19 protein-coding genes are annotated in these 19343 nt (G+C 64.1%); 6 read left to right on the forward strand and 13 right to left on the reverse strand.

Annotation, left to right across the window (positions count from 1 at the left end):
* Window positions 1-3 precede the first annotated feature (3 nt).
* The 5 genes from QFZ40_RS12335 to QFZ40_RS12355 all read right to left on the reverse strand — a co-directional run bounded on the left by QFZ40_RS12335 (window position 4) and on the right by QFZ40_RS12355 (window position 5354).
* Window positions 4-1224 carry a pseudouridine synthase gene (locus tag QFZ40_RS12335; RefSeq protein WP_306904689.1) on the reverse strand — a complete coding sequence of 407 codons (1221 nt, stop codon included), beginning with the start codon at window positions 1222-1224 and terminating at the stop codon, window positions 4-6.
* A gap of 108 nt (window positions 1225-1332) precedes the next feature.
* The gene (gene scpB / locus QFZ40_RS12340) at window positions 1333-2022 is read right to left on the reverse strand and encodes an SMC-Scp complex subunit ScpB (protein WP_306904692.1); all 690 of its coding nucleotides are present in this window, start codon (window positions 2020-2022) and stop codon (window positions 1333-1335) included.
* Window positions 2019-2831, reverse strand: a complete 813-nt coding sequence (locus QFZ40_RS12345; RefSeq protein WP_306904693.1) for a segregation and condensation protein A — start codon at window positions 2829-2831, stop codon at window positions 2019-2021. Before QFZ40_RS12345 ends, scpB begins: the two co-directional genes overlap by 4 nt.
* 6 nt (window positions 2832-2837) lie before the next feature.
* Window positions 2838-3737, reverse strand: a complete 900-nt coding sequence (locus QFZ40_RS12350) for a ParA family protein (RefSeq protein WP_306904695.1) — start codon at window positions 3735-3737, stop codon at window positions 2838-2840.
* A 270-nt stretch (window positions 3738-4007) separates the two neighbouring features.
* Window positions 4008-5354 carry a cation:dicarboxylate symporter family transporter gene (locus QFZ40_RS12355; protein ID WP_306904697.1) on the reverse strand — a complete coding sequence of 449 codons (1347 nt, stop codon included), beginning with the start codon at window positions 5352-5354 and terminating at the stop codon, window positions 4008-4010.
* A gap of 140 nt (window positions 5355-5494) precedes the next feature.
* Between QFZ40_RS12355 and QFZ40_RS12360 the strand changes: the two genes are divergently transcribed.
* From QFZ40_RS12360 to QFZ40_RS12385, 6 genes are all read left to right on the forward strand, one after another.
* On the forward strand, window positions 5495-7135 hold the full coding sequence (locus QFZ40_RS12360; protein WP_306904699.1) for a sensor histidine kinase: 1641 nt from the start codon (window positions 5495-5497) through the stop codon (window positions 7133-7135).
* Window positions 7132-7845, forward strand: a complete 714-nt coding sequence (locus QFZ40_RS12365) for a response regulator (protein WP_306904701.1) — start codon at window positions 7132-7134, stop codon at window positions 7843-7845. Before QFZ40_RS12360 ends, QFZ40_RS12365 begins: the two co-directional genes overlap by 4 nt.
* 119 nt (window positions 7846-7964) lie before the next feature.
* Window positions 7965-8624: a GntR family transcriptional regulator gene (locus QFZ40_RS12370; protein WP_306904704.1), complete on the forward strand. Its 660-nt coding sequence runs from the start codon at window positions 7965-7967 to the stop codon at window positions 8622-8624.
* Window positions 8617-10137: an MmgE/PrpD family protein gene (locus tag QFZ40_RS12375; RefSeq protein ID WP_306904705.1), complete on the forward strand. Its 1521-nt coding sequence runs from the start codon at window positions 8617-8619 to the stop codon at window positions 10135-10137. The genes QFZ40_RS12370 and QFZ40_RS12375 overlap by 8 nt, the downstream gene beginning before the upstream one ends.
* The gene (gene prpB, locus QFZ40_RS12380; RefSeq protein WP_306904707.1) at window positions 10138-11040 is read left to right on the forward strand and encodes a methylisocitrate lyase; all 903 of its coding nucleotides are present in this window, start codon (window positions 10138-10140) and stop codon (window positions 11038-11040) included. It begins immediately after the preceding gene.
* A 63-nt stretch (window positions 11041-11103) separates the two neighbouring features.
* On the forward strand, window positions 11104-12243 hold the full coding sequence (locus tag QFZ40_RS12385) for a bifunctional 2-methylcitrate synthase/citrate synthase (protein ID WP_306904709.1): 1140 nt from the start codon (window positions 11104-11106) through the stop codon (window positions 12241-12243).
* A 104-nt stretch (window positions 12244-12347) separates the two neighbouring features.
* On the opposite strand, the gene QFZ40_RS12390 is transcribed toward QFZ40_RS12385, so the two are convergent.
* The 8 genes from QFZ40_RS12390 to QFZ40_RS12425 all read right to left on the reverse strand — a co-directional run bounded on the left by QFZ40_RS12390 (window position 12348) and on the right by QFZ40_RS12425 (window position 19341).
* Complete coding sequence (locus QFZ40_RS12390) at window positions 12348-13304, reverse strand: hypothetical protein (protein WP_306904711.1); 957 nt, start codon at window positions 13302-13304, stop codon at window positions 12348-12350.
* A 2-nt stretch (window positions 13305-13306) separates the two neighbouring features.
* Entirely contained in the window at window positions 13307-13816 is a 510-nt protein-coding gene (locus tag QFZ40_RS12395) for an RNA polymerase sigma factor (protein WP_306904713.1), read from the reverse strand.
* Window positions 13817-13918: 102 nt separating this feature from the next.
* Window positions 13919-14404: an 8-oxo-dGTP diphosphatase gene (locus QFZ40_RS12400; RefSeq protein WP_306904715.1), complete on the reverse strand. Its 486-nt coding sequence runs from the start codon at window positions 14402-14404 to the stop codon at window positions 13919-13921.
* A 66-nt stretch (window positions 14405-14470) separates the two neighbouring features.
* Window positions 14471-15229 (reverse strand): hypothetical protein, encoded by a 759-nt coding sequence (locus tag QFZ40_RS12405; RefSeq protein WP_306904717.1) that lies wholly within the window; start codon window positions 15227-15229, stop codon window positions 14471-14473.
* Window positions 15230-15231: 2 nt separating this feature from the next.
* On the reverse strand, window positions 15232-15735 hold the full coding sequence (locus QFZ40_RS12410) for an RNA polymerase sigma factor (RefSeq protein ID WP_306904718.1): 504 nt from the start codon (window positions 15733-15735) through the stop codon (window positions 15232-15234).
* 123 nt (window positions 15736-15858) lie between these two features.
* On the reverse strand, window positions 15859-16869 hold the full coding sequence (gene xerD, locus QFZ40_RS12415; protein ID WP_306904720.1) for a site-specific tyrosine recombinase XerD: 1011 nt from the start codon (window positions 16867-16869) through the stop codon (window positions 15859-15861).
* Entirely contained in the window at window positions 16869-17531 is a 663-nt protein-coding gene (locus QFZ40_RS12420; protein ID WP_306904722.1) for an NUDIX domain-containing protein, read from the reverse strand. Before QFZ40_RS12420 ends, xerD begins: the two co-directional genes overlap by 1 nt.
* A 25-nt stretch (window positions 17532-17556) precedes the next feature.
* Window positions 17557-19341, reverse strand: coding sequence for a CTP synthase (locus tag QFZ40_RS12425; protein ID WP_306904724.1), 1785 nt, complete (start codon window positions 19339-19341; stop codon window positions 17557-17559).
* Window positions 19342-19343: the final 2 nt, after the last annotated feature.

Below are 19343 nucleotides of genomic sequence, written 5' to 3' on the forward strand. Positions count from 1 at the left end.
GCCTCAGAGCCCTACGGATGCCAGCAGGTGGCCGACTTCCTGCTTGCCCAGGTTGCGGATGCTGCCCTGGCGCTGGTCGCCAAGGCCGATGGGTCCCACCTTCACACGCACCAGGCGCAGGACCGGGAAACCCACAGCATCGAACAGGCGCCGGACAATCCGGTTCTTGCCCGAGTGCAGCACCACTTCGATCAGCACGTGGCCGGGGGTGGAGTCCACCAGCTTGAAGGAGTCAACAGAGGCGATGCCGTCCTCCAGCTCCACACCTGCCCTCAGCTGCGCTCCAACGCCGTGGGGGAAAGGTCCCCGGACCTGGACCAGGTATGTCTTGGGCACTTCATACGAGGGGTGCGTCAGACGGTTGGCCAGTTCGCCGTCGTTCGTCAGCAGCAGCAGGCCCTCGGTGGCAACGTCCAGCCGGCCCACATGGAACAGGCGTTCTCCCTGGTGGGTCTTCCGCACGAAGTCGCTGATGCAGGGGCGCCCGTCGGGGTCCTCCATGGTGGACACCACACCCTTGGGCTTGTTGAAGACCATGTAGACAAGGTTGTCGTCCAGCTGGATCCGCAGGCCGTCGACGTGAATGACAGCCGTTTTGGGGTCAACGCGTACACCCAATTCGGTAACCACCTGGCCGTCCACTTCCACGCGGCCCTCAGCGATCATCTCTTCACAGACACGGCGGGAAGCCACGCCGGCCTGGGCCATGACCTTTTGCAGGCGGACTCCGTCGGCATCGTGCAGTTCAGATTGCGGAACATCGCCGCGCGGACCACGCTTGCGCGTGGGCTTGCGGACCGGGCCCAGGTTCTGGCCGAAGCGTTCGCTGCCGAAGGCGCGTGATGCTGCGGCGCCGGGAGCACCGGTGCGCGGCTTGGGCTTGAGGGCTCCGGGAGTTCCCGGCGCTTTTTTGGCGCCCGGTTTGCGGGCAGCCGGCTTACGTGAGGAAGGCTTTGCGCCGGGCTTCCAATCGGACGTGGCCCGTACCTCCTGGGCAGCCGGTGCCTCATCCGGATCAACGAAGCGCTCCTCACGGGCCTTCGGTGCTTTATGCGGCCGGTCGCCGCCGCCGAAGCCGGCGCGCTTGCCTGCAGCGCCGCGGAATCCGCCCTGCGTGCCCCCGCGGCTGCCGCCGGCGTGTGAGGCGCCCTGAGCTGAGTTGCGTTCTGAACTGTTGCGTCCTGAACTGTTACGTGGTGAACCCTGGCGTCCCGCCTGTGTCATGACCCGTCCTTCGATATGTGGCGGCAAGTTGTCCAAGAACAACCTTAACCAGCCATGCAGAATATATCTGCCCTTATGAATACTCTTGCAGCAGGCGGGCTTTCCCGCCTACATTCTTCCGGCGTCGTAGAACTCCTCGATGCCTTCCAGCCCCGGAAGATGGGGAGAGAGCTGAGGAAGTTCGGCCACGGAGCCGATGCCTATCCGTTCAAGGAAATACGACGTGGTCCGGTAGAGGATAGCTCCGGACTCAGGATCGGTTCCCGAATCTTCGATCAGTCCGCGCTGGGCCAGTGTCCGTACGACCGAATCAACGTTGACTCCACGAATCGCGGACACGCGGGCCCTCGAAACTGGCTGCCGGTACGCGATCACGGCCAATGTCTCAAGGGCCGCCTGCGTGAGCCTGGCTGTTTGACCTTCCAGCACGAACCGGCCGACGACGTCGGCAAAATCGGTGCGTGAGTAGATCCGCCAGCCACCGGCGATGTTCCGCAATTCAAAACCCCGGGGGCTGGAGCTGAAGCCGGCATCGCTGGCAACGTCCGTGTCCGGGGCTTTAACAGTATAGCCGCTATACTCGCGCTGCAGTTCCGCCAGCAGCTGCTCGACGACGGCGACTGTCAGGTTGAGGCCAGCGGCCAGTTCGGTGGCGGTGGCCGGCTGGTCCAGCACCATCAGTACCGCTTCAATGGCGGCCTTGGCCCCGCCCGGCAGGTCCCGGACATCATGCCCTTCTGCCAGGGCACTTGCTGCGCCGTCAGGCGGAAGATCAGCAAGGGGAAGGTCATTGTTCATGGCTGCTCCTCATACTCTTCGCTCAGATTCCCGGTGGACCAGTCCTGGCCTTCTGCTATCCAGTGCACGGTGAGATCGCCAAGCGGGGAGAGCTGGTCAAAGGACACGACTTTGTCCCGGAACATCTCCAGCAGGGCAAGGAACCGGGCAACTACCACCAGCGTGGACGCGGCATCGGCGATCAGCGCACGGAAGGACAACGGCTTCCCCAGTTGCAGCCGGAGGCCAAGGATCTCGGCCTGCTCCTTCACGCTGACCGCGCTGGCATGCAGGTGGCCCAGGCCCACTTCCGTGGGATGGGGAGTTTTGGGTTTCAACGCAGTTTCCGCCAGCCTGGCAAACTGCTCCGGCGTGTGCTTCCACACCAGCTCGGGGAGCATGGCTGCGAAATGCTCTTCCAGCGCAACCTGACGCGGAAACCTTTTCGACTCCTGCTCCAGCGTGGCACCAAGAAGGCCCGCCACTTCTTTGAAGGCCTTGTATTGGAGCAGCCGGGCAAAAAGCAGGTCGCGGGCTTCCAGTAGCGCGATGTCTTCATCGTCCTCGACTTCGCCGGCGGGCAGCAGCCGGGCAGCCTTCAGGTCAAGGAGGGTGGCGGCGATAACCAGGAACTCGCTGGCTTCGTCCAGGGCCCACTCCTCGCCCAGCTTCTGGAGTTTCCTGATGTATTTGATGAACTCGTCGGTGACGGTGGCGATGGCCACTTCGGTGATGTCGAGCTGGTGCTTCGCGATGAGGCCAAGCAGGAGGTCGAACGGCCCGGTGAAGTTAGCCAGCCGCACCTCAAAACCTGGCCTGGTTTCAGCCACTGCTTGCTACGGTGCGCCGCCGCGCGAAATCAGCTCTTTGGCCAGGCGGCGGTAGGCATCTGCCCCGATGTGGTTGCCTGCGTAGGTGGTAATCGGTTCGGCGGCCACTGTCGCGTCGGCAAACTTGATGGACCGCTTGATGACGGTCTCGAAGACCTTGTCACCAAAGGCTTCAACCAGGCGGGTGATGACTTCACGGCTGTGCAGGGTGCGGGCGTCGTACATCGTGGCAAGCACCCCGTCCACCTGCAGCCGCGGGTTCAGGCGGTCCTGGACCTTGTCGATGGTCTCCACCAGCAGGGCGACGGCGCGGAGGGCAAAGAATTCACAGATCAGGGGAATGATGACGCCGTGGGCGGCGGTCAGGGCATTGACCGTCAGGAGGCCCAGCGAGGGCTGGCAGTCGATGAGGACGACGTCGTAGTCGTCCTCCACCTTCTTCAGCGCGCGGTCCAGGACCTGTTCCCGCGCTACCTCGTTGACCAGCTGGACTTCCGCCGCGGAGAGGTCGATGTTCGCAGGCAGCAGGTCCACGTTCTCAACGCCGGTCTGGTGGATGGCGTCGCGGATGTCAACCTTGCGGTCCATGAGGACGTTATAGACCGTGAGGTCGAGTTCGTGCGGGTTCACGCCCAGGCCAGCCGACAGTGCGCCCTGGGGATCGAAATCAACCAGCAGGACCCGGCGTCCGTACTCCGCCAGTGCCGCAGCCAGGTTGATGGTGGACGTGGTCTTGCCGACACCGCCCTTTTGGTTGACCATCGCAATGACGCGGGCCGGACCGTGGGACGACAAAGGCGCTGGCTCCGGAAATTCGCGGTAGGGACGGCCGGTAGGACCCATCACGGCGTCTTCCAGGTCGAGTTCCGTGCCTTCCAGAGTTGCTGAACCCTGTTCGCTGCTCACGTATCTATCCACACTTTCGATGACGGTGATTTTCCTGCCACATTTCTTGCCAACTTCTTGACACCTTCTTGACTGGATATCCAGCGCCCGAAGTTACTTTCCACCTAGGCTACAGCGCCCGACACGGTATTTGCCGGAACTTGACTTTGCTTGCCTCCTGAGCCTTGACCTTCTAGTTGAGGTGCAAGGTTGGGCCGATTCAGAACAAAACCGCCCGTGCAGCGTGGGCTGCACGGGCGGTTTTAGGGATGCGTTGCGATCCCCGCCGATCTAGGCGTGGGCGGGCAGCGTGCCGGTCTCCGACGTGCTGCCAAAGTGGTCGCTGTGGCCGGCCATCATAGTCAGTTCATCGAAGGGCTCCTGGCCGGACAGCACCCGGTCAACCTGTTCGCCGTCGATTTCCTTCACCCAGGTGCCGACGAGGACGGTGGCTACTGCATTGCCGGTGAAGTTGGTCAGGGCGCGGGCCTCGGACATGAAACGGTCGATTCCGACGATGATGCCCATGCCGCCGAGGAGCTCGGGCCGGTGGGCCTGCAGGCCGGCAGCAAGGGTTGCCAGTCCGGCACCGGTGACGCCGGCGGCGCCCTTGGAGGCAATGATCATGAAGATCAGGAGGGAGATCTGTGCCCCAAGGTCAAGCGGTGTGCCCATGGCGTTGGCCACGAACAGGGAGGCCATGGTCAGGTAGATGGCGGTGCCGTCCAGGTTGAAGGAGTAACCCGTGGGGACGGTGACGCCGACGACCGGCTTGGACACACCCAGGTGCTCCATTTTGGCGATGAGGCGCGGGAGTGCGGCCTCGGAAGAGGACGTGGAGAAGATCAGGAGGTATTCGCGGGCAAGGTACCGCATCAGCTTGAAGATGTTCACACCGGCAACAACCTGCAGGAGTCCGCCGAGGATCACGACGATGAACAGGGCACAGGTGATGTAGAACGCCACCATGAGGGTAAACATGCTCACGATTGCCGCTACGCCGGTGGCTCCGACGACGGCTGCGATGGCACCGAAAGCGCCGACCGGCGCGAGCCACATGATCATGATCAGGATGCGGAACACGAGCGCCTGGGCGTGGCCGATGGCCTTGAGGATCGGCGCGCCCTGGGTTCCCATCTTCTGCAGTGCGAAGCCGACGAGAATCGCTGCCAGCAGCGTGGGCAGCACGGGGATGTCACTGGGGATGATGCCCAGCAGGAAGTCCACGGTGCTGTCCGTGGCGGCCTTCTTGTTCGGATCGTACGCGGCGAGCTTGAGGCCCTCACCCGGGTGGATGATGTTGCCGACGACCAGGCCGATGGCCAGGGCGAAGGTGGACATGACAATGAAGTAGCCCAGGGCCAGTCCGCCGACCTTGCCCACCGTGGCGGCCTTGGCGATGGAGCCGATGCCGAGCACGATGGTGCAGAAGATGATCGGCGCGATCATCATCTTGATGAGTTTGATGAACCCGTCACCGAGTGGCTTGAGGTTCTTGCCGACCTCCGGGAACACCAGGCCAACCACGGCGCCCAGGATCACGGCGGCAATGACTGCCATGTAGAGGTAGTGGGATTTGTCGAGGCCCTTGCGGCCTGCCTTGGCAGGCGCTGGTGACTCTCCTCGTTGAGAAGCCATGATGTGTCTCCTTATAGATAATCTGGTAGACGCTGCGGCACAGTCTCTGGGCTCATCACGTCCGTCCGGTGTGATATCCATCATTGGGTACACAGTGACTCAGATCACCGTTGCGTTCATATTGGTCATGAAAGGCACAGATGATGCACCGCTGGAGTATCGCCCGAAGGCTGTTTGTGGCGAACCTGCTGATCGTGCTGGCCTTCACCGCCATCGTGGGCACCGCAACATTCATCGATGCCCGGGACCACGCCTACGAGGAAGCCGGCAGGAGGATGACGGCCGTGGCAGCAGCCGTTGCCGCCAATCCCCTGGTGCTCCAGGCCGCGGAAGGACCTGACCCCTCAGCCACACTTCAGCCGTATGCGCTGCAGGTCATGGCGAACGCCGGCGCGGACTTCGTCACCATCATGGCGCCCGACAGGACCCGCTGGACACACCCGCGGGAGGAGGAACTGGGCAAGCCGTACATCGGCTCGATCGATGCAGCGCTCCGCGGTGAGGTGTTCACCGAAGTCACGGCCGGAACGCTGGGCCCGTCGGTGCGCACGATCGTCCCGGTCAAGGATGCGAACGGAAACGTCAAGGCCCTGGTCGCCGCCGGTGTCACCGTTCGCACGGTTGATGTGGCCTTTTCCGGCCGGCTGCCCGTACTCCTGGCCATTGCACTGGCACTGCTCCTGGGAGGCTCGGTGGCTTCCTGGCTGCTGGGCAGGTACCTCCGCAGGGTTACCAGGGGATGGGGCCCCGAACAACTGGCTCAGCTGTTTGCCTACTACGAATCTGTTCTGCACTCCGTCCGCGAGGGGCTGATCCTGATCGACACCAAAGGCAGGGTGGTCATGTACAACGACCAGGCTGCCGAGCTGCTTGGGCTTGAGCCCCGCAGGTCGTTGGACGATCCATCCCACCCGCCGCACCTCGCAGAGCTCCCTCTGGCCGCGAGCCTGAAGGACCTCTTTGAATCCGGCCGCGAAGCCCATGACGAAATCCATCTGACCGGGCCCCGGATTGTCGTGGTGAACCAGGGGCCGGCCCTTGCGCCGGGCTCCCCCGGCGGCCGCCGCCCCGCCGTGTTCGGGACGGTGGCGACCATCCGTGACCGCACGGAAATTGAGTCCCTTGGCAGTGAGCTCGAAACCATGCGGACGCTCTCCGATGCACTCCGGGCACAGACCCACGAACATGCCAACCGGCTGCACACCATGGTGTCCCTGCTTGAGCTGGGCCGGACCGGCGAAGCCCTGGAGTTCGCCACCAAGGATCTTGAACTCAGCCAGAAGCTCACGGATGAAATGGTCAGCTCCGTGGACGAGCCGGTGCTCAGCGCGCTCATCATGGGCAAGGCTTCAGAGGCCAATGAACGGGGAGTGAAGCTGACCCTCACGACGCTGGGTTCCGCCTCCGTCACAGGCGTGGCGGTCCAGGACCTCGTGACCATCCTGGGCAACCTCCTGGACAATGCGATTGATGCGGCGGCCGAAGGCCAGGTACCCAAGGAGGTGTCGCTGACAGTGGAGTCCGACTCCGAGGGCCTGGACATTACGGTCCGCGATTCCGGGCCCGGAGTGGACCCGTCCGCCGTCGAGCACATCTTCAAGCACGGGTTCAGCACCAAAAAACCGGGGGCCTTCGGCCGCGGCATTGGCCTGGCCCTCGTCCGGCAGGCGGTGCAGCGGCTGGACGGTACGATGACGATCACAGGCACTGGCGGAACACAGTTCCACGTTTTCCTGCCGGCAATGGCGCCGGGAACCGACAAAGAGGAGCAGTACCAGTGAGTGATATCCGCGTCCTCGTCGTGGAGGACGAGCAGGTGGCGTCAGCAGCGCATGCCGCCTATGTGGGCAGGCTTGAGGGATTCACGCTCGCCGGAACCGCTCCGGACGGCCAGTCGGCGCTGCGGCTTCTCACGGAGTTCGCAGCTTCAGGCGACCCCGTGGAACTCGTCCTTCTCGACATGAACCTTCCCGATCTCCATGGCCTGGACATCGCCCGCCGCATGCGTGCATCCGGGATCCTGGCGGACATCATCGCCATCACCGCCGTCCGCGAACTGGCCATTGTCCGCAGTGCCGTGGCGATCGGAGTGGTCCAGTACCTGATCAAGCCGTTCACCTACGCCACCTTTGCTGACAAGCTCGCGAGCTATAGATTGTTCCGGCAGCAGCTTGCATCACCCGAAGCCGGCTCAGGCCGGACCGGGGCATCCCAGAGTGATGTGGACCAGGCATTCGCCAGCCTGCGGGCGCCATCGGAAATGCCACTGCCCAAGGGCCTGTCCGCCTCAACTCTTGTGTCCGTCCAGGAGTACATGAAACAGCATCCCCAGGCCGTTTCAGCGGCGGAAGTCATGGACGCGCTGGGCATGTCGCGGGTCACTGCGCGGCGGTACCTGGAATACCTTGCCGACGCCGGCACGGTCTCCCGGACCGCCCGTTATGGGACTCCCGGCAGACCGGAAAATGAATACCGGTGGAGCGGCCGATAGTGCTTCCAAGCGTATTTGTATACACAGATCGCGCTTTTCCTGACGTACTCGTCCCTTTGGTAGGCAAACTGCCCATTGGTGTATACAGTGGAGCTGAGATCCAGCGAAGGAGAACGGGAATGCGCGCCAGTGACCGGGCCTACGCCGTGCTCCGCGACGACATTGTCGAATGGCGCCTTCGCCCCGGCACCGTTCTCGCTGAAGTGGAGCAGTCCGAGCGGCTGGGTGTCTCACGCACTCCACTGAGGGAGGCCCTGGGACGGCTTACAGCCGAGGGGCTTACGACGGCGGCCGGCGGCCGCGGCGTCGTCGTCACCGCCATCTCCCTCGAGGACATCGACGAACTGTTCGAGCTCCGCGAGACGCTGGAGGGCAAGGCAGCGGCGCTGGCCGCCGAGCGGGGCGATCCCGAGGAATTCCGGCAATTGCACCGTGAGCTGCTGGCTGCCCCGGATCTACTCAGCGGGGACGATCCCGCACGGCACGGCTATTACGGTCTGGTGGCGCGGTTTGACGCGGCCATCGATGCCGCGGTCTCAAACGCCTACATGGCGCAGGCCATGGGCAGCCTCCGGGTCCACCTGGTCCGCATCCGCCGGCTCGCCGTGGACGATCCGGCCCGCCTTACGGCCGCAGCGTCCGAACATGCAGCGATCGCCGAGGCCATCGCCGACCGCAATCCACGACTGGCCGAAGCGGCCACCACCGTGCACCTGCACCGCAGTCTTTCGCACGTCAAAGCAACCCATACGCCTTATGAGAAGGAGCCCCATGGTTAAGGAACACCACGTCCGTGTCTTCCGCAGCGAGGAAAACCTGGCCCGGGAGGACCAGCTGGCACACAAGATCGCCGTTGTCGCCGCGGACCCCGTCGAGGTGACTAATGAGGTCACGAACATGGTGATCAACCGGGTCATCGACAATGCTTCGGTGGCCATCGCATCGTTGAACCGTGCCCCGATCGTTGCGGCCAGGGCCCAGGCGCTCAGTCACGGGCCCAGCACCGGGGGCAAGGGCGCCAAGGTCTTCGGCATCGGCGAACGCGTCGCCCCCGAGTGGGCCGCCTGGGCAAATGGTGTGGCCGTCCGTGAACTCGATTACCACGACACCTTCCTGGCGGCGGACTACTCACACCCGGGCGACAACATCCCGCCGATCCTCGCCGTCGGCCAGCACGTCGGATCCAGCGGCAAGGACCTGGTCCGGGCGATCGCCACCGGCTACGAGATCCAGGTGAACCTCGTCAAGGCGATCTGCCTGCACAAGCACAAAATCGACCACGTCGCCCACCTTGGTCCGTCCGCGGCCGCCGGCATCGGCACTCTTTTGGGACTCAACGTCGAGACGATCTTCCAGTCAGTGGGCCAGGCGCTCCACACCACCACCGCCACCCGGCAGTCCCGAAAAGGCGAGATCTCCACCTGGAAGGCACACGCCCCGGCCTTTGCGGGCAAAATGGCAGTCGAAGCGGTGGACCGCTCCATGCGCGGCCAGACCTCCCCCGTACCCATCTATGAGGGCGAAGACGGTGTGATCGCCTGGCTGCTGGACGGCCCCGACGCCTCCTACAGCGTCCCCCTTCCGGAGTCCGGTGAGCCGAAACGGGCCATCCTGGACACCTACACCAAGGAACACTCAGCTGAATACCAGGCCCAGGCGTGGATCGACCTGGCGCGCCGGTTGCACGGCGAGCACCCCGAGGCCACCGATCCGGCCAACGTGAAGTCAGTGCTGATCAGGACGAGCCACCACACGCACAACGTGATCGGTTCCGGTGCCAACGATCCCCAGAAGTACAGCCCGACCGCCAGCCGTGAAACCCTGGATCACTCCATCCCCTACATCTTCACCGTGGCCCTCCAGGACGGCATATGGCACCACGTCGATTCCTACTCCCCCGAACGCGCCGGACGGCCGGACACCGTGGATCTGTGGCACAAGGTCAGCACCGAGGAAGACCCGGAATGGACCCGCCGCTACCATTCGCTCGACATGGCCGAGAAGGCCTTCGGCGGCTCCGTTGAGATCACCCTGGCCGACGGCACTGTGATCACTGATGAGATTGCCGTGGCCGATGCCCATCCGCTGGGCGCGCGCCCCTTCGCCCGGGAACAGTACGTGAACAAGTTCCGCACGCTTGCGGCGGGTCTGGTAGAGGAAGCGGAAATCGAACGGTTCCTCGCCGCCGCTGCTCGGCTTCCCGAGCTGGAGCCCGGTGAGCTGGACCAGCTGAACATCACGGCAGCCTCCGGCATCATTGACTTCGCCACCGCACCGAAGGGACTGTTCTAGATGCTGTACTCCAAGACCACGCCGGAGCAGAAGCGGATCCGACTGCGGGAGATGCTGGCGTCCGGAACCATCCAGCAGTTCCCCGGCGCCTTCAACCCGCTGTCCGCGCGGCTGATCGAGGAAAAGGGCTTCCCGGGCGTCTACATCTCCGGCGCCGTGCTCGCCAACGACCTCGGGCTGCCCGACATCGGGCTCACCACCCTCACCGAAGTGGCCACCAGGGCCGGGCAGATCGCCCGGATGACTGACCTGCCCTCGATAGTGGACGCCGACACAGGCTTCGGCGAGCCCATGAACGTGGCCCGCACAGTGCAGGAACTCGAGAACGCCGGGCTGGCCGGCCTGCATATAGAGGACCAGTTCAACCCGAAACGCTGCGGCCACCTGGACGGCAAGAACGTCGTGGACCTGGACACCGCCACCAAGCGAATCCGCGCTGCAGCGGACGCCCGCCGGGATCCGAACTTCCTGATCATGGCACGCACGGACATTCGTGCCGTGGAGGGTCTGAAGCCAGCCCAGGACCGGGCCAAAGCCCTCGTCGAAGCGGGAGCCGACGCCATTTTCCCCGAAGCCATGAAGGATCTGTCCGAATTCCAGGCCATCCGGGAAGTCGTAGACGTCCCCATCCTGGCCAACATGACAGAGTTCGGCCAAAGCGAACTGTTCACGGTGGATCAGCTGGCCGCCGTCGGAGTCTCCATGATTATTTATCCGGTGACCCTGCTCCGTAGTGCCATGGGCGCCGCGGAGCGTACGCTGGAATCGATCAAGGCTGATGGAACCCAGGAGGCACAGGTCGGAAGCATGCTGACCCGTGCGCGTTTGTATGACCTGGTGGACTACGAGGCCTATAACCGCTTTGACACAGGAATCTTTAACTTCCAGATCCCCGGCACATAAAGTCCACCCACAAAATCCGGCTCCGGCCGGCTCACCAGGCGACAGGAACGAAGGAGTCTCAGCATGGCTGAACAGGACATCAAAAAGGGCCTCGACGGCGTCGTGGTGGACTACACCGCCGTCTCGAAGGTCAACCCGGAGACGAACTCCTTGCTGTACCGCGGCTATCCCGTCCAGGAGCTGGCCGCCAGGTGCAGCTTTGAAGAAGTCGCCTACCTGCTCTGGAACGGCGAGCTTCCCGACGCCGGGCAGCTCGCGGACTTCACTGCCCGGGAAAGGGCAGGACGGGCACTGGATCCGGTGGTCAAGCAGGTCATCGACGCGCTCCCCGCCAGCTCCCACCCCATGGACGTATGCCGTACCGCAGCATCCGTCATGGGGGCACGCCACGCTCTGGCGGAGGACTCCTCCCGCGAGGCGAATTTGGCCAAGGCCATTGACCTGTTCGCCGCGATGCCGGCTGTCGTTGCCTATGACCAGCGCCGCCGCCACGGCCAGGAGCCGGTGGCACCCCGTGAGGACCTGGACTATTCCGCCAACTTCCTGTGGATGACCTTCGGCGAGGAACAGGTCCCGGAGGTTGTGGAGGCGTTCAACGTGTCCATGATCCTTTACGCGGAGCACTCGTTCAACGCTTCCACGTTCACAGCCAGGGTGATTACATCGACCCTCTCGGATCTTCATTCGGCCGTGACGGGCGCCATCGGGGCGCTTAAGGGAGCGCTTCATGGCGGCGCCAACGAGGCCGTTATGCACACCTTCGACGAGATCGGCATCCGGCCGGAGGAATCCTTGGAGGACGCCGCCGCGCGCGCCAAGACATGGATGGAAGACGCCCTCAAACAGAAGAAAAAGGTCATGGGCTTCGGCCACCGCGTCTACAAGCACGGCGACTCCCGCGTCCCCACCATGAAGGCCGCACTGGACAAGATGATCGCCCACTACGGCCGGCCCGAACTGCTGGGGCTCTACAACGGGCTGGAAGCGGCCATGGACGAGGCTAAGGGGATCAAGCCGAACCTCGACTACCCCACCGGGCCTACCTACCACCTCATGGGATTCGACACCGCCACGTTCACTCCCCTGTTCGTAGCGAGCCGGATCACGGGCTGGACTGCGCACATCATGGAGCAACTGGCTTCGAACTCGCTGATCCGCCCGCTCAGCGAATACAACGGCCCCGAGGAAAGGCACCTCCCCTAGCCCGCGCGTCCGCCAGGCCAAGAGCAGGATCAACAGTCTGGCTCAACGGGCACAACGGGCGGCCCGGTCACCTTGAGGGTGACCGGGCCGCCGTCGTCCGCACCCTACCCGGGCAGCGACAGGGTCAAGATCATCTTCTTCAGGTTCCGGTACTCGTCGGTGCTCATGTATGCGGTGGCTTCGGCCATGGTCTGGAATACGGGTTCATCGGGGGCATTCCACGCCCTGTCGGCGAAGTAGAGCGTGCCGCGCGGCACGCCGTGGACTACGGAGTACATCAGGCAGCTATTCGTCAACCGGCCGCTGGACTCATCAACCAGCCCCGCCTGGTAGGAGAAGCCTCCGCCAACCGAGGTCCTGTCAATGAGGCGGTAGGAGAAGCGGACGCCGGCGTTTGGATCCCACCCAGCGGTATATTCCGCGGAGTCCAGCTCGATTTGCGTGTACTTTTCTGGACCGCAGGCGCCTCCCAGGCCACCACCGGTGCCGTAGTAGAGGGTCGCTACCGTCTTGCCGGCCTCGTCTGACACCTCTATGCCGGAGGCCGGGTAGTCAGGCGCTCCAGCCGGCACATCCTTCGCAGTCCAGCCAGCCGGCACTTCGAACGAAACCCCGGCACTGGGACTTGAGAACCGCCGCCAGTCTGCGACAGGCGGCGATGCCGGTTCAGAAGGGGTAACGGGCAAAGTCGCGGCGGGCGTTGGGGCCGGGCTGGCCGATGGTGTTGAACTCGCGGTTGCGGTCGGTGTTGGACTAACGCTGGAACCGGCAGTTGGAGTCGGTGTGGATGTGCCCGCCGGCGCCGGTGCGGAGGTCAGCGGTCCAAGGTTCAGGGATACGAGGACACCGGCTGTCACGGCCGCTGCCGCTATCGTCATCAGCCCCAGCACCCTGCCGCGGCGCTGCCTCCGCTCCGCGAGGGTCGGAATGTCCGGGGACACCCGGTCAGCGAAAACCTCCGGGCGGGAAAACATCGAGCCCAGGGCCTCCTCAGCATCCGGAACGATGGGGTCGGGACCGATCGGGTCAGCTCCCGCAACGAGATTCCTGATGGCGTCCATTGCTAGGCACCCACTTTCTGTTCGAACGGCCCGCACAGGGCCGGAAGAAGTTTACGGAACGCTTCCCTGGCCCGGTGCAGCCGCACCTTGGCCGAAGACTGAGTGCAATGGAGCACCTGCGAGATCTCCAAAATGGTGAGCTCATCCCAGTACGCCAGTTGCAGAATGTCACGGTCCTTTTCCCGCAGCGCCATCATGGCGTCCTCCACTGAGGCGTTGTCGCTGTTGTCCCAGGAACCCTCCACCGAGGAGACCATGAGCTTGTCGTGCAGCGCGTGCTGCCGGTCCCGTCCGCGATAGGCGTTGCCAATGAGATTGCGGGCCACGGTAAAGAGCCACGCAATCTCCGTGCTGCCCGCGCCGTCCCACTTCTGCCAGGCAACGCGGAAGACATCAGCAGCCAGCTCCTGGGCCAGCTCGGCGTCATCAACCCGCCGAAGCACGAATTTGTGGATCCTCGGATAGCTGTCCTTGTACAAGGCGACAAACGCCTGCTCGCGCTCTGAAAGCACGATCCCCCCTGAAGTTGTCTCGTCCCGGTCTAGCCTGTAACCCTATAGTTTCCGCCCAGCCCGCAGAGGTTACACCGACTCTCCCCAGGCCAAAATTCCGCTTCAGCGCGTGGTGTAGTCCAGCACTTCGCGCACAGTCTCGTTGTCATCGTTCAGAACCACTGTGATCTGAAGTACGGCGCCTTGCAGGGCCAGCGGGAGCCAATGGGCTGCGTCCTGCCACATCCGGTCGACGGGAAGGGATCCGACGTCGAACCATTCCGGGAGGATCTCGGCGCTTTCGGCCGGTTCGCCGCTCCAACGTGCCGCGACAAACAACCGCGTTGTCATGTTCCATGCCGGGCGGGCCGGGAAATCGAACATCACCAGACCCGCATCGCGGAGATCCTGCTGCCGGACCACCAGTCCGGATTCCTCGTGGACCTCGCGGCAGGCGGCCTCCGCCTCCGTTTCACCCGGTTCAACGTGGCCGCCCAGCCCGACGATTTTCCCCCGCCCGAAGCCGGTCTTCTTAAGTCCCAGCAGGACCTGGGGCACGCCGCCGTACTCACGGGTGAGAAAGCACAGCGTGACAGGGGTGAACGTCATGCCCTCACACTATCGCCTGGCAGCATGCCATCTCGGGTGGTTGCTTGCTCGGGGCGGATTACTTGCTCAGGAGGCGTCTGTCGGGCCTTCTCCAACCAGCTGCCGCCGGAGTTCAACAGGGATCCCTTTCTGTGCGAATTCCTTGTCCATCGCTTCCTGCGCAGTCGCCCGTTGGCCGTTCTGCGAGACGTCGTTGTTCAAGGCCTGGAATTTCCAACTGAAAACCGTGGACCACGGCGCCTGCACATCAAAGAGGAAACGTCCGTTCTGCAGCCTGGCAATGTAATACCAAGCGTTTCCCCCATCGAGCTGAAGGTCCCTGGCGCCCTCGTCCGAAATCGAGTAAGCCAGCCAGCCGTCAGCGCAGCCAAGCACCGTGTAATAGTGCTGCTCGGCTGCGGCAATCGGCTCAATCACAGGGGTACGGGTGTTCATGAGCTGGTCAATGTTGGCCACGATGCAGGGAACGCCGCCCGTGCTCAGGGCTGCGGGTGAGGTTGCAGTGGGGCTGAGCGACGGTGACGGCGACGGTTCGGTGGCGCCTGGGCTCGGGGCAGGAGGCGCTTGGGTGCTGGCCGCCGGTGCAGGCTGGGGTTGCGGTGCCCCCATCCCGCTGGCAACCACGACGGCCCCGACCACGGCGGCGGCGGCAAGGCCGACGACTGCCGCTCGGGCAGCCGTCCGGCGAGCGGACCTGTGCCTTGAAAAGGGGACCACATCGGCGTGATCGGACAGGACGATGGAGCGTGCAGCGGCGGCCGAGGCGGCGCGTGGTTCCGCGACCTGTGGTTTGGCATCCTTCATGAGCTGTTCGATCCGGTCCATGGCTAACCCTTCCGTTCGGTCATGAGTTGTGCGGGGGCCACACTGGCAAACGCCTTGCGTGCCCGATGAAGGCGCACGGCGGCGGCGGAGGGGGAACATCCCAGTGTCTGGGCCAGTTCCGCGGTGGTCAGGTCGTCCCAGTAGCTGAGCATGAGGACCTCCCGGTCCCGCTCCTTCAGCCGCAGCAGGACTTCGGCCACGGCGGCCTGCTCTTCATCGTTGGAGCCCGGGGCCTGGCTCCAGGCCTGGTCCTTCAGCCGGTCGACAAGTTCGAGGCGACGGCGGCGGCCCTTATATTCGTTGCTGAGCAATTTCCGCGCGGTGGCGAGCAGCCAGCCAATGCCGGGGGGTTCGGCCGGCTGTTTTTCCCAGGCGATCCTGAAGACATCCGCCGCCAGTTCCTCCGCCCGGGGCAGGTCATTAATCCGGTAGGCGATATAGCGGTAGACGCGCGTGAAGTGCTGGGTGTGCAGGTCGATAAAGTCATGTTCACTGGCTGCCAACATAGTGTTCCCCCCGGCATCGGATGACCTTGGTTGTTAACCAACTAGTGTCCCGTGGCGCCGTGTTTCTTACACCCGGGCAAAGGTATTTTTGCCGGACCGTTAAGCGCGGATTCGGCCCGGCAGTCAGCCCAGCGCCCGGGGGTGGGCGGCAGCGTAGATTTCACGGAGGGTGTCGGCAGTAACCAGCGTGTAGACCTGTGTGGTGGTCACGGAAGCATGGCCCAGAAGCTCCTGGACTACGCGTACGTCCGCACCGCCTTCCAGAAGGTGCGTGGCGAAGGAGTGGCGCAGCGTGTGCGGCGAGACATCCTTGGTGATGTTGGCCTTCTCCGCCGCGGCCTTCAGGATGGTCCAGGCGCTTTGGCGGCTGATCCTTCCGCCCCTGGCATTGAGGAACAGCGCCGGTGTGCCCTTACCCTTGACCGCCAGCAGTGGACGGGCACGCACCAGATAGGCATCCAGGGCCCTGGCTCCGTATGATCCGAGGGGCACCAGCCGCTCCTTGGAGCCCTTGCCGAAAAGACGGACGATCGCGGGGCCGGCCTCGGCTTCCTGCAGCCAAATGTCGTCTACATCCAGGCCCACGGCCTCGCTGATCCTGGCCCCGGTGGAGTAGAGGAATTCGAGCAGGGCCCGGTCGCGCATGCCGGTCGCCGTATCCGTTCCGGTTGCCTCGAGGATCCTGGTGACTTCGTCCACGCTGATCGCCTTGGGCAGCCTCTTGCCGGGCATGGGCGGATGGACATCACTGGCGGGGTCAGTGGTCGTCAGTCCTTCCAGGGCCCAGAACTTATGCAGCCCGCGGACCGCCACGACTGTCCTGGCCGCCGACCTTACGCCCAGGGCGGTGCCGCCGTCGGAACCGTCGGTGAGGGCCCGGACGTACCCTGTCACATGGTGCCGGGTGACCTGGTCCGGGCGTAGACAACCGGCCTTGGCCAGGTAGCGGGAGTACCTGGTGAGGTCCCGCCGGTATGCCGAGAGGGTGTTCGCCGCAAGTCCCCGCTCGACGCCCATGTGCTGAAGATATTCGGTGATGGCGCGGTCGATGGCAGTGGGCTGCCGGGTGTCAGGTTCAGCGGGATCTGTCGCGGCGCTCCCGGCTGCAAGTTCCTCCGAAGTCGCTACGGCCATCAGCGCTGGCTGGGGTGCGCGGGCCACGGAGCATCCGCCGGCCGGAGGTCAGCATAGCCGCGGGTCCGGGCAGCAGCGGCGGCAAGGATCCCGACGACGGCGGACGGGTTGTGCAGCCGCCCCTCCAGGACAGCGTCCACGGCGTCGTCCAAGGCTATCCAGTGGAATTCGATTTCCGCTTCCTCATCCATCCGCTCATGGCGTTCGTGATGGGGAACGTAGGCGATGTCCCGGGCGAGGTAGATCCTGATGGCCTCGCTGGAGGATCCGGGCGAATTGAAGAAATCGGCCAGGACATTCCAGGTGCCGGCCGCGAGGTCCGCTTCCTCCGCGAGCTCACGGGCGGCACCGGCCACAAAGTCCTCACCCTCCACGTCCAGCAGGCCGGCCGGGATTTCCCACAGGTCCATGCCCACCGGGTGGCGGTACTGCTTGAGGAGCAGGATCTCACCGGCGTCGTTCATCGGCAGGACCGCCACGGCGCCGGGATGTTCGATGTAGTCCCGGGTCAGCGCATCGCCTGTGTCCTGCAACTGGAAGCTGTCACTGACCACGTCCCAGATCCGGCCTTCGTAGACCTTCTCGGTAGATAAAAGACGGCGCGGGCTCGGTGTGTCCGAAACCTGCCGTGCAGCGTGGGGGGTTTCAGGGATACCGGGCATCGCGCCGTCCTTTGCGTGTGTTGAACTACTTAGCGGCAACCGTACGCGATTGCCCGGCAGCAGCCGCTTCCGCCACGGCGGCAGGCGCCGTGGGGGCATCCGCCAGGTCGGGTCCTTGCTGGTGATCCAAGGCAGCCTTGATCAGACCGGCAAAGAGCGGGTGCGGCCGGGTGGGGCGCGAGCTCAGTTCCGGGTGCGCCTGCGTGGCGACATAGTAAGGGTGAACCTCAGCGGGCAGCTCCACGAACTCCACCAGCTTGCCGTCGGGGGACGTTCCGGAGAAGACGAGGCCCTGCGCAGCGATCTGCTCGCGGTACTTGTTGTTGACCTCGTAGCGGTGCCGGTGGCGTTCGCTGACAGTGGTCTTTCCATAGGTCTCGGCGATTACTGAACCGGCGTCGAGCTTGGCTTCGTACAGGCCCAGGCGCATGGTGCCGCCCAGGTCGCCCTTGCCCTCGACAATATCCAGCTGTTCTTCCATCGTGGCGATGACCGGGTACTTGGAGTCGGGCTCGAACTCGCTGGAGGAGGCACCTTCCAGGCCCACCACGTTGCGGGCGTATTCGATCACCATGCACTGAAGGCCAAGGCACAGGCCCAGGACGGGCAGCTTGGTTTCGCGGGCGAACTTGAGTGCGCCCAGCTTGCCTTCGAGCCCGCGGATCCCGAAGCCGCCCGGTACGCAGATCGCGTCCACTCCGTCGAGGGAAGCGACAGCTCCCTCATGGGTTTCGCACTCGTCGGACGGGACCCAGCGGATCTTGACCTTGGTGTCGTTGGCGAAACCGCCGGCACGCAGGGCTTCAGTCACCGACAGGTAGGCATCCGGCAGGTCGATGTACTTGCCCACGAGCGCGATCTCCACGTGGTGCTTGGGGTTGTGGACTGCTTCGAGAAGTTTGTCCCAGCTGGTCCAGTCGACGTCCTTGAACGGCAGGTCCAGGGCGCGGACGATGTAGGAGTCCAGGCCCTGGGAGTGCAGGGTCTTGGGGATGTCGTAGATGCTCGGCGCATCGGCGGCGTTGACCACGGCGTCGATGTCGACGTCGCACATGCGGCCGATCTTTTCGCGCATGGCGTCCGGGACTTCACGGTCTGAGCGGATCACGATCGCTTCAGGCTGGATGCCGATAGAGCGCAGCGCAGCTACCGAGTGCTGCGTCGGCTTGGTTTTGAGCTCCTGCGAGGGGCCGATGTAGGGAACCAGCGAGACGTGGAGGAAGAAGACGTTGCCCCGGCCGATGTCCTGGCGGACCTGGCGGGCTGATTCGAGGAACGGCTGGGACTCGATGTCGCCCACCGTGCCGCCGATCTCGGTGATGATGACGTCGGGCGCGTTTTTGCCCTCGGCGGGCAGCCGCATCCGGCGCTTGATTTCATCGGTGATGTGTGGGATGACCTGGACGGTGTCGCCGAGGTATTCGCCGCGGCGCTCCTTGGCGATGACCGTGGAATAGATCTGGCCCGTTGTCACATTGGCCGAGCCCTCGAGGTTTTCGTCGAGGAAGCGCTCGTAATGTCCGATGTCCAGGTCCGTCTCGGCGCCGTCGTCGGTCACGAAGACTTCACCGTGCTGGAAGGGGTTCATCGTGCCCGGATCCACGTTCAGGTAGGGATCCAGCTTCTGCATAGTTACAGACAAGCCGCGTGCCCGCAGGAGGTGACCGAGGCTCGAAGCCGTCAGTCCCTTACCGAGCGAGGACGCCACACCACCGGTGACGAAGATGTGTTTGGTCGTCTTGGACGAGCCCGGGAACCGGGAATTTACACGGGAATTTGATCGCTGCACCACGGAATTTGAGCCTATCATCA

The organism is Arthrobacter pascens, from assembly GCF_030816475.1.
In the GTDB taxonomy this organism is placed as follows: Bacteria; Actinomycetota; Actinomycetes; order Actinomycetales; family Micrococcaceae; genus Arthrobacter; species Arthrobacter pascens_B.

Coding starts and splice junctions, on each gene's coding strand:
- QFZ40_RS12335 (WP_306904689.1), bottom strand. CDS start 1,224: ATGACACAGGCGGGACGCCAGGGTTCACCACGTAACAGTTCAGGACGC.
- scpB (WP_306904692.1), bottom strand. CDS start 2,022: ATGAACAATGACCTTCCCCTTGCTGATCTTCCGCCTGACGGCGCAGCA.
- QFZ40_RS12355 (WP_306904697.1), bottom strand. CDS start 5,354: ATGGCTTCTCAACGAGGAGAGTCACCAGCGCCTGCCAAGGCAGGCCGC.
- QFZ40_RS12360 (WP_306904699.1), top strand. CDS start 5,495: ATGATGCACCGCTGGAGTATCGCCCGAAGGCTGTTTGTGGCGAACCTG.
- QFZ40_RS12370 (WP_306904704.1), top strand. CDS start 7,965: ATGCGCGCCAGTGACCGGGCCTACGCCGTGCTCCGCGACGACATTGTC.
- QFZ40_RS12375 (WP_306904705.1), top strand. CDS start 8,617: ATGGTTAAGGAACACCACGTCCGTGTCTTCCGCAGCGAGGAAAACCTG.
- prpB (WP_306904707.1), top strand. CDS start 10,138: ATGCTGTACTCCAAGACCACGCCGGAGCAGAAGCGGATCCGACTGCGG.
- QFZ40_RS12385 (WP_306904709.1), top strand. CDS start 11,104: ATGGCTGAACAGGACATCAAAAAGGGCCTCGACGGCGTCGTGGTGGAC.
- QFZ40_RS12390 (WP_306904711.1), bottom strand. CDS start 13,304: ATGGACGCCATCAGGAATCTCGTTGCGGGAGCTGACCCGATCGGTCCC.
- QFZ40_RS12400 (WP_306904715.1), bottom strand. CDS start 14,404: ATGACGTTCACCCCTGTCACGCTGTGCTTTCTCACCCGTGAGTACGGC.
- QFZ40_RS12405 (WP_306904717.1), bottom strand. CDS start 15,229: ATGGACCGGATCGAACAGCTCATGAAGGATGCCAAACCACAGGTCGCG.
- QFZ40_RS12410 (WP_306904718.1), bottom strand. CDS start 15,735: ATGTTGGCAGCCAGTGAACATGACTTTATCGACCTGCACACCCAGCAC.
- xerD (WP_306904720.1), bottom strand. CDS start 16,869: ATGGCCGTAGCGACTTCGGAGGAACTTGCAGCCGGGAGCGCCGCGACA.
- QFZ40_RS12420 (WP_306904722.1), bottom strand. CDS start 17,531: ATGCCCGGTATCCCTGAAACCCCCCACGCTGCACGGCAGGTTTCGGAC.
- QFZ40_RS12425 (WP_306904724.1), bottom strand. CDS start 19,341: ATGATAGGCTCAAATTCCGTGGTGCAGCGATCAAATTCCCGTGTAAAT.